Source organism: Nocardiopsis sp. NPDC007018 (assembly GCF_040635075.1).
GTDB lineage: Bacteria > Actinomycetota > Actinomycetes > Streptosporangiales > Streptosporangiaceae > Nocardiopsis.
This window is the reverse complement of record NZ_JBEYHA010000025.1, coordinates 68,507-78,142: the sequence shown is the minus strand read 5'-3', so window position 1 is coordinate 78,142 and position 9,636 is coordinate 68,507. Positions and strand designations below refer to the sequence as shown.

Annotated in this window: 6 protein-coding genes; 4 read left to right on the top strand and 2 right to left on the bottom strand. The window is 65.3% G+C overall.

Annotated features, from left to right (window positions below; all coding sequences use genetic code 11):
- Nucleotides 1–407 precede the first annotated feature (407 nt).
- The 4 genes from ABZ635_RS15990 (at nucleotide 408) to ABZ635_RS15975 (ending at nucleotide 7,327) form a co-directional block, all read left to right on the top strand.
- Nucleotides 408–1,001: a hypothetical protein gene (locus ABZ635_RS15990; RefSeq protein WP_357765066.1), complete on the top strand. Its 594-nt coding sequence runs from the start codon at nucleotides 408–410 to the stop codon at nucleotides 999–1,001.
- A gap of 100 nt (nucleotides 1,002–1,101) precedes the next feature.
- Complete coding sequence (locus tag ABZ635_RS15985) at nucleotides 1,102–2,316, top strand: DNA sulfur modification protein DndB (RefSeq protein WP_357765063.1); 1,215 nt, start codon at nucleotides 1,102–1,104, stop codon at nucleotides 2,314–2,316.
- 323 nt (nucleotides 2,317–2,639) lie between these two features.
- The gene (locus ABZ635_RS15980) at nucleotides 2,640–4,775 is read left to right on the top strand and encodes a UvrD-helicase domain-containing protein (RefSeq protein WP_357765060.1); all 2,136 of its coding nucleotides are present in this window, start codon (nucleotides 2,640–2,642) and stop codon (nucleotides 4,773–4,775) included.
- 38 nt (nucleotides 4,776–4,813) lie between these two features.
- Nucleotides 4,814–7,327, top strand: a complete 2,514-nt coding sequence (locus tag ABZ635_RS15975) for a DUF262 domain-containing HNH endonuclease family protein (RefSeq protein WP_357765057.1) — start codon at nucleotides 4,814–4,816, stop codon at nucleotides 7,325–7,327.
- 622 nt (nucleotides 7,328–7,949) lie between these two features.
- On the opposite strand, the gene ABZ635_RS15970 is transcribed toward ABZ635_RS15975, so the two are convergent.
- Both ABZ635_RS15970 and ABZ635_RS15965 read right to left on the bottom strand, forming a co-directional pair.
- Nucleotides 7,950–8,489: a class IV adenylate cyclase gene (locus tag ABZ635_RS15970; protein ID WP_357765054.1), complete on the bottom strand. Its 540-nt coding sequence runs from the start codon at nucleotides 8,487–8,489 to the stop codon at nucleotides 7,950–7,952.
- Between the two features lie 689 nt (nucleotides 8,490–9,178).
- The gene (locus ABZ635_RS15965) at nucleotides 9,179–9,595 is read right to left on the bottom strand and encodes an NUDIX domain-containing protein (RefSeq protein ID WP_357765051.1); all 417 of its coding nucleotides are present in this window, start codon (nucleotides 9,593–9,595) and stop codon (nucleotides 9,179–9,181) included.
- Between the last annotated feature and the right edge of the window lie 41 nt (nucleotides 9,596–9,636).

Here is a 9,636-nt window from a genome sequence, read left to right as displayed (position 1 = left end):
CTCGGTCGGGTATCCACGACGTCCCACGATGCCTCCTTGAGGTCACGTGGTCCCCGAATCCAGAAATCCGACTCCGAAGAACGCAGGACACACCACCTCTAAAGAACCCGGCACGAAACATCGGTCCTCGCGGATTCGAAAGTGCATAGCACCCCTTGAACTGGGGTGTTGCGACGACCACTAGAACCCAAGACGGGGTTCCCCGGCCCTTCGCGGTGCACGAGGACCCGATGTTCAGTTCCTTGATTCTCTGATACCCCCTCTTGCCAGAGCAGAAGATGGCTGCCTTCTGGCTTCGGGGCGCATGCTGATCCTGTCAGCGCGGAACACCCGGCCCCGGCAGGGTCCGCGCGAGGACCGATCGCACTCGCGACCGGCCGCCACCCCATCGTTGGAGGAGACCCCTCGTGAACTCTGTTCAGCCCGCCCTCGCTCTCGCCCTGTCCCTCACCCTGGCCGCTGTTGCCACCGGCTGTGCCAACGCCCCCGACGACAACCAGGTCGTGGACCTGGAGCACACCCAGGAGAACGAGGACACCTCCGCGCAGGAAGCCGCCCAGGAGGAGTCCCCCGAGGACGAGGCGCCCTCCAGCATCGAGGAGGAGTTCGGCTCCGAGTACGTCTACACCGATGGTCTCAAGGTCCGGATCGCGGGCATCGAGCGCCGCGTCTCCGGCGAGTGGGACTCCCCGGAGGACACCCCGTACGTGTACTTCGACATCCAGTTCGACAACGCCACCGGCGACCCCATCGACCTCACCTACTTGTCGGTCTACTGCCAGGTCGGCGAGGAGGGCCGCACCGCCGAGGACGTGTACACCGACGACACCGGCTCCGGCTTCACCTCCGCCGTGATGGACGGCCGTACCGCGACCGCGGGCTACGGCTGCGCCCTGCCCGAGGAGGAGTCCTACCTCCAGGTCGAACTGACCCTCAGTGACTGGGAGGACTTCGACGACTACGTGCGCGAGACCGTCTACTTCGTCGGCGACGTCGCCTGACCGTCCGATCGTCCCCGCCCACGCAAAAGCCACACAATCGTACGTCCAGCCGACTTTTCCGCCTTGCGATCGAGAGGTACCTCCGCCCATGCCCGTCTCCATGCCGACTGCGAACATCGAAGGCATCCAGCTCATCGTGACCCCGTTCCGCCCGGACGCGGTCATCGGCACGATGGGGCTCGCGACCCTGCTGCAACTGGTTCCTTCTCCGAAGCTCGGAGAGGACAAGCGGGCCCTGAAGTACGCCTCCGGAACGATCCGCCGCCACGCTGAGGTGCGCGCGCTGGTGCAGCGCATGCTGAAGTCCACCCAGAAGGGCCGTAACGTCACCTCCTACGCCGCGTACATCGCCGCTGCCCTCAACAACGAGTACGGGGCGGGCTGGTCCACTCCGCCCGTGACTCTCTGGTTGGACGGCCAGCCCGGCGCGGTCAGTGACGAACTGGTGCCCGGCAGTGGCATTCGCACGATCACCGTGCTGCCGGGCTCTCCTGTGATCGCCGTCGACGGCGAGACCCAGCTCACCGCCTGGCACGAGCTGTACGACGACCCCGAGCGCTTCGGGGTCACGTACGAGAAGCTCAGCACCGTCCGCATGCCCTTCGAGCTGTACTTCGGACTCAGCGTGGAGGACGCGCGACAGATCTTCTACGACCGCAACGTCGAGGGTGTGCCTGTCGCGAAGAACCTGGCCATGTCCATGGACCAGCGTGACATCGGCACTCAGTTCGCCCGGAGCGTCGCTTCCGCTGTGAAGGTCGAGCACGAGGGGAAGATCATCTCGTTCTCCAAGCTCGTTCAGGCCCGCAAGCGGCAGTTGACCAAGGCTGACCCGGAGGTCGTCACCCTCTCCGCGCTGCGGGTGCTCGTGATCACCGCCCTGCACGGACGCAACGGACTCGGTCTGTCCTCCACCACGGTGCACGAGGACAAGTTGCCCGAGGGGATCAGCGCCGCACAGGCCGAGCGCGAACTCCTGCCGTTCCTCTGCGAACTGATCACCAGCCTGTACCCGCACTTCCTGGCTCGCAGCGCGGTCTCGACCCCGGCTGTCCTCGCCGGTCTCGGTATCGCCGCCCATCAGGCGACCAGTTGGGCGGTTCCCGGAAGCCGGATCTCCGGGGAGGAGCTGCTGCAGCTGCTCGAGCCGGTCCGCTGGGAACGGGAAGCCCGCTACTGGGACGGTGTCGCGGCCAGCGCCAACGCCTCCGGGATGCTCAACTTCGGCGGTGGCGCCAAGGACTCCGGCGGCCGCGTCGCGGATGCCCTGTTGCATCCTGACACCGAGTACGGCCGCAAGATCCGCGGTTGGTGAGAGGACGGTGGAGGGCCTGGCGGATTCTTGACTGTGGCCCTCACCTTCCCTCCTCAGGGGCTGCGCGCGATTTGGGAGGTCGCCTCGATCAGTCGGTGCCACCGTCGGCCTCCCGACCGGGAGGCACGCAGCCCTTTACACGGTCCGCACGGGCCCCGAAAACCGGACTGATGTGGCCGGATGCGGCCACGACCCGGAAAACCGGCACCCAGTACCTCCATCCCAACCCGGGGCGAAGCGATGATCCCTATTGTGGTGGCACCGGACCCGGCCAAGGACGATCACTCCTCCTCTCTTCCGCCCCCTGTCCCGGAAAGGCTCCCGTGCCCCAGCTCGCGATCGCCAAGGACTTCCTCAGCACCTACGCGACCCTGGACAAGAAGCTCCAGAAAGCTGTCGACGAAGCCTTGGACAAGTTCGCCGACACCTACTACGCCGACGGACACCTGGAGAAACCCACCGACATCCGCGACCCGCGCTGGCGTACGCTCCGGATCAACCTCGGTTACCGGGGGATCGTGCTCGCCCCGGATTCCGGAGAGGCATTCGCACTGATCACTGTGCTCCCCCATGACGAGGCCTACCGATACATCCGCAACCGACGTCCCTCCGTCAACCAGGTCCTGGGCATCCTGGAGTTCCGGGACGAGACGGCGCTCGATCACATGAGCTCCACACTCGCGCCGGTAGCGGCCGCTTCGGGCACCACCCTGTTCCAGGAAGTCCCCGACAAGCACTTCACCCAGCTCGGCATCGACGCAGGCATCATCCGCATCGCCCGGCTGCTCCCGGACGAGAGCCACCTCGACGCACTCGCGCACATGACGCCGCGTGCCCAACACGATGCCCTGACCGCATTGGCTTCGGGAATGTCCCCCGACGAGGTCTGGTCCCTGCTGAGCCGGGATCTCGTGGAGGAGGTCGCTTCGGAGGAGGTCGACCCCGACGACCTGGTCTCGGCGATCCGGCGCAGCCCGGAGCAGGCCGTGTTCGTGGAAGGACCCGAGGAACTCCGGGACCTGCTCGCACATCCCTTCGACGTGTGGCGGAACTTCCTGCACCCCCGGCAGCAGCACATCGCGCGCAGAGACGGCTACGCGGGACCGGTCATGGTCACCGGCGGTGCGGGCACCGGCAAGACGGTGACCGCGCTACACCGGGTGGCGCACCTGACCGAACGGTACGCACACGACGGGCAACAGCTCTCCTTGGACACCGGCCATGTCGCCCCGGACCAGCCCATCCTGCTCACCACTTTTACCACGACCCTGGACACGGCTCTTCGCTCCCAGCTCGAACTGCTGGTGCGTGACGAGTACCGTCGGAAGCTGGTCGACGTGCGCAACCTGGACAAGGTCGCCCACCAGGTGGTGCGTGAGGTGCACGGCAGACTCAGCTTCCCGAACTCACGCGAACTCGTCGCTCTCTGGGACTGTCACGCCGAGGGAACGAACGTGGGCGGGCGGTTCCTGCTGGATGAGTGGGAACACGTGATCCTCGCCCAGGACCTGCGCACCGAACGTGACTACCTCAAGGCTCGTCGACGCGGGCGGGGGCGCTCAGGCCGCATGGGAGCCGAACAGAAGCACCGGGTGTGGCGGTCCGTTCTAGCCGCGACCGAGGCGATGCGCGCCCGCGGACAGTGGACATTCACCTGGCTGGCCTCGGAGGCTGCCGACATCCTCAACCGCACAGGGAACCGCCCCTACCGACATGTTGTGGTGGACGAGTCACAGGACCTGCACCCGGCCAAGTGGCGGCTGGTTCGCGCCTTGGCCCCCGAGGGCCGGGACGACCTGTTCGTCGCGGGTGATCCGCACCAGCGCATCTACGACCACCACGTGTCCATGGCAGCCGTCGGGATCAACGTGCGCGGCCGAAGCCACCGTCTGACCGTGAGCTACCGCAGCACCCAGGAAATTCTCTCCTGGGCCGTTCGGCTGCTCGGCACCGCACCGGTGGAGGGGTTCGACGGTGTGCGTTCGCATCTGTCCGACTACACCTCGCCCTTGCACGGCAACAGCCCGGTACTGCGCGCCCACTCCACGCAGGAAGCGGAATTCGCCGACATGGTGCGGGTTGTGTCGGATTGGCTGGCTGAGGGGGTGGAGCCGGGCACCATTGCCGTGGCTGCCCGTACCGAATCACTGGTGCGGCAGGCGAAGGGGGCCCTCGGCGCCGGAGGAATCGCCACCGGCGGCTTGGCCCAGTCCACAGGAGTTCGGGTAGGAACTATGCACTCGATGAAGGGGTTGGAGTTCCGTTGCGTGGCCGTGGTCGCCACAGGAAGGGAACACCTGCCCCAGATGGCACGGGTGACCGACGTGTCCGAGGCCCCGGTGGCACACGCCCATGACCTGCAGCGTGAACGCAACCTGCTCTTCGTCGCCTGCACTCGGGCCCGGGACACCCTGTACGTCTCGTACTCCGATGAACCCAGCCCGTTCCTGCCGAAGTAACCCCTTGTTCTGACCGCACCGTCACAGATTGCCGAGGCATGAAGGCTTACGAAACGACATTCCAGAAGATGGTCGAGGGGACCAAGCAGTTTCGGGTGCCCTTGTACCAGCGTCCTTACTCGTGGAGTAAGAAGGAGCTCCAGCAGATCTGGAACGACATCACCGAACAAATGGCCGAGGGGGAGGGTTCAGAATCGCCTTGGGCTGCAGGAACCGGACACTTCCTGGGCTCGGTGGTTCTCGCTCCCGCGACCATGGCGGCCAGTGACCTGACTCGTTGGCTGCTGATTGACGGGCAGCAGCGGCTCACCACCCTCACCATCGCCTTCGCGGCGATCCGTGACCGGCTCCGCGCCGTGGAGTCCAGCGAGTCCGAGGAGCCCGGGGAATCCGACCGGATCCACAACACCTATCTCGTCAACCAGTACAAGAAGCGCCTGGACCGTTACCGGGTCCTGCCCACCCAATCCGACCTGGCGGCTTTCCGAGCAATCATCGACGGTGGTGCCGAGGCCGGTGGCACTGACAGGATCGGTTACTCCTACAACTACTTCGCCGGACGGATCCGCTCGTATTCGGCAGAGGAGCTCCTGGTTCTCGAAGCGACCATTGGACGCGGGTTGAGTCTGGTCGAGATCCAAGCGGACCGGGGAGACAACGTCTTCCGGATCTTCGAATCGCTGAACAACACCGGTAAGAGCCTCAGTCAGACCGATCTGCTGCGCAACTACGTCTTCATGCTCCTGCCCGAAACAGGCCAGGAAGTTTACGACGAGGTCTGGCTACCCATGCAATCGGAGCTGGGGCCGGAGAACCTGGAGGTTTTGGCCTGGTTGGACCTTGTTCTGCGGGGCGACGAGAACGCCAAACAGCGAGAGGTCTACCGGACACAGCAGCAGCGCCTGGAAAAGGTCGCGCGGGTCGGCGGAGAGCAGGCCGTCCGGAAGGAGTTGGAGGAGCTGCGCCACTTGGGCGGCCTGCTCCTGCGCATCGTGGAACCGGACCATGAGGACGATCCCGGCCTGCGTACCGCCTTGACACGGCTGACCGAATGGGGCAACACCATCTACCGGCCTCTGGCGCTGAAACTGATGGTGCTTCGCGATGAAGGTCACGCCTCCACCGAGCAGGTAGAGCGCGCTCTGGGCCACATCGAAAGCTACCTGGTTCGCAGGATGCTCGTCCGTATGCACACGCAAGGGCTCAACATCGCCTTTCTCCGAGTCCCGGCGAAACTGGTGCCCGGAGAACCGGTGGACGAGTTCGTCCACCGGTACCTGTCCAATCCGCGGCTCCGCTGGCCCTCCGATGAAGACGTCAACAACGTCATCATGACGGGAAGCTTCTACTGGACCGGACGCAGCCAGCAGCGCCTCTATGTCATGCGTCGGCTCGAAGAGACCTACGCCCCACCAGGACAAACCGGGTTCCCACCAGCGAAAATGGTCATCAACCACGTCATGCCGAGCAGGCTCCCCCCTGCTTGGGACGAGCTCCTGGCTAGCCAAGCAGACAGGGACGAGAGTGGTAAGGAGCTTCAGGAAAGGCTCCATCACACCCTGGGCAACCTTGTGGTGGTGCCGGACGGCACCACACTTCCGGGGCACATGATCGAGCGCAAGCAGCAGATCTACGCAGCCAGCGCGCTGCGTATGAACCAGGAGGTCGCCGACTCCGCGAGCTGGGGGAGGCCGGAGATCGAGGAACGTAGCCGTAACCTGGCCGAACGGGCCATAGCGGTGTGGCCGTCGCCTCGACGGTCGACCTCCATGACAGAGGAGACCCTGCTCAGCACAGAACCCATCAGCCAGGTCACCGCCATGATCCCGGCAGGACGATGGGCGACTTGTCAGAGCATCGCGCAGGTAGCGGGGACCGCTCCGATCGCTGTTTCCTCCTTCCTCCGCGACCACCCCGGCATCCCCAATGCCCACAGGGTGTTCAACAGCAAGGGGGAATCAATCATCGGGGCGCACCTGTCCCAGCACAAACTCCTCAAGGAAGGTCTCGGCTTCCACCCCGACGGACGTCCACTCCCCGGACAGCGTCTCCCCTCAGAGGAACTGGCGCAGCTCTTCGGGCTGGACGTGGACCCGAGTCAGAGCCGCAGGGAACGCTTCCATGCCCTGCTCAACGAGCACCGTTCTCCTATGGTTGCGCAGCAGGTGGAGTTCCTCTTGCGCGAGTGGGAGGAACTCGGGGGTTCCTTCTCCTGGGGTAGTGGACAGGAGACCAGCTGCTCCTTGACCATGTGGGGCCGAGAGACCTCCAAGGACGAACGTTGGGCACTGGTCTTCTACCCGGTGTCCGGTGTCGCGGAAGTGGTGTTCCAGCACCTGGCCCGGCGCCCTCCGTTCAACAACGAAGAGATGCGCCGTGAGTTGCTGAAGCGCCTGAACAGTGTGTCTCGGATCGACCTGCCGGAGGATGCGGTGAGCCGACGGCCCAGTTTCCCGCTGGAGGCCCTTCTGGGGAGCGGTGGAAGCGAACTTCGCAAAGTACTGGCCTGGTTCCACGAAGTATGCCGCACCTGGCAGATCAACCGCAGGTGACAGCAGGGAACGCTTTCGAGGCTTTAATGCGTCGAGCGAAGAACAAACTAGCCGCGGTCCGCACGTGAAGTTGGCCTGAGCCCACCCGATACGCCCGCTTTACCCGTGATGGCCTCATCTGGGAGATATTGGCGCAGCGGTGAAGATCAGGCGGGTGCGGCGTGACCGGCTCGTCGCGATGTGAGACCGAACCGGCTCAGTGTTCGCTGTGGTACACCCCCAGGGGTGCACCACAGCGGCCGGAGGTGTGCACCCGGAGGGTGCACATCCACCAGCGCAACGCGGGGCAACGCAGCACAACAAAGCACCCACCTCCCCCACGACCTGCGGATTCTCTTATCAGCGCAGGTCGGCCCCCTCCCCCACCAGCATTCAAGTCCCGTCACTCACCCCAGAGGCTCAAGCCCCTGACCAGCGGAAACGCAAAATGGTCAGGGGCTTTTGCGTTGCCGGGGGTGCACGGCCGTGCCGCGGCCGTGGCTGCGCCGAGCCCTCAACGAAATCCTGCAACGCCGCGGATGACTGAACGCCCCAGGAAGGAACTCATCGGAACCGACCGTCGCGCCTGGCTGCACGAGATCGCCGAGCGCGCCCACGGTGCCGGGGCAGCGATCAACCCTCCTCAGGCTTCGAAGCGCAGATCCGCGATGCCGGACAGGTCGATGCCGTAGCGCTCGTAGACCTTGGTGGTGTTCTCACCTGTCAGAGACGACTCGTCGAATCCGAGCAGGGCGGCCACCCGCACCACCTCGGCGCGGCTTACTGCTTCAATCTCCAGATACGCGGGGATTCGCGGCCAGGAGTCGATCTCCAACTGGGCCCCGTCCAACGTGAAGCTGTGCCGCCGGTTCTCCTGGTAAGCCTTGGGCGTGTAACCGAGCTTGCCCAACAACGCGTTGGCCGTCTCGAAGTCACCGACCTCCGTCTCGGTCTCCCGGGTGCCGCCGATGGCGTCGGAGTCGATCTCCTTCACCGTGAGCGTGACCCGGCTCCCGGTGTCGCGCAGCCGCACCCACCGCGACGTGTCCCCGGGCTCGATGTCGTACACGTAGCGCCTTTGGAGTACCTCGCCCAGGTCGGCACCGCCCTTGTCGAAGATGAGCCGGGCGACCTGTTCGGGGGCGATGTCCAAGACCTTGGCCTCGTACTCGATCACGCTCATGGCGCCTTCTCTCGTGTTCCTCTGAATCCATCTGCGGCACTGCATCAGCCAGACGCGCGATAGCGGCTCCCGAGCGGCCCGCCTTCCTCAGTTCGTTGTCGTGCATACGCAGCACGTGCCCGAGAAAGTCACCCTCATCCAGATGCCGAGCGAGCCGCATGGCACCGCCCGCCCATCGCGCGGCCAGGTACAACTGCTCCTCCGGCAGGACATGCCCCAGCGATGTGCCGAGCGTTGCCCGCGCCCGTGCCAACAGAGAGGCCGTCCCGTAGTCGACCCGTCCCTCACTCAGGCGTGCCTCCAGCCGGACCACCAACGGCCACAGTTCCTCGACCGCCTCTGCCGCGCGCCCCTCCTGCCGGGCGATCTCGGCGAGCCGTACCGTCGATTCCCCGAACTGCAGTGCGGCGAGGAAGTCCGCATCCTCGTCGCTGGTGATTTCCAGGGCGTGCGGCGGAACGCCCAGGACCCGGCTGATGTGCGACAACCCCTGCCGGTCATTGCTGGTGCGCTGGCGCCGCTCCAGCAGGGAAACAAAAGAGGGGTCGTATCCGAGAAGCTCACCCATCGCCACCTGGGAGAGTCCCGCGAACTTGCGATAGCAACGCAGGATCACCGCCAGCTCCCGGTCTCCAGGGCCCGACGTGCTTCGGGTAGCAGCCACAGCCAGCGGGTGGAGGTCGAAGCGGTCACGTGTCCGGCTGGGCGAACCAGGAGAGGACCGACCTCTTGTACCCCTCCGGCATCGTCAGACCGGGTACCTCCTCCTTGGTGAACAGCCCGGCTTCCTTGTGCTCGCTGGAGACCACGACCGGGGCGTCCGAGTCCACATGACAGCCGTAGGTGACGATGAAGACGTGCTTGTCGACCTGGGTGATGTGGTACATCCACGCATCGAGGATCTGCGCCACCGTGACCGGCCAGCCCGTCTCCTCCTCGATCTCCCGAGCCAAGCACTCCTCCGGGGTCTCCCCCAGTTCGATCTTTCCGCCGGGGAGCTCCCACTCGTCACGCTCGTTGCGCAACAGCAGTACCCGCCCGTCACGGACGACGACGCCTTTGGCGGAGACGGGGAACGTGCGCGGTGCGTAGGCGGCGTCGGACACAGGGGGCTCGCTTTCGACGGCGTAGGGGTTCGACGGAGGTG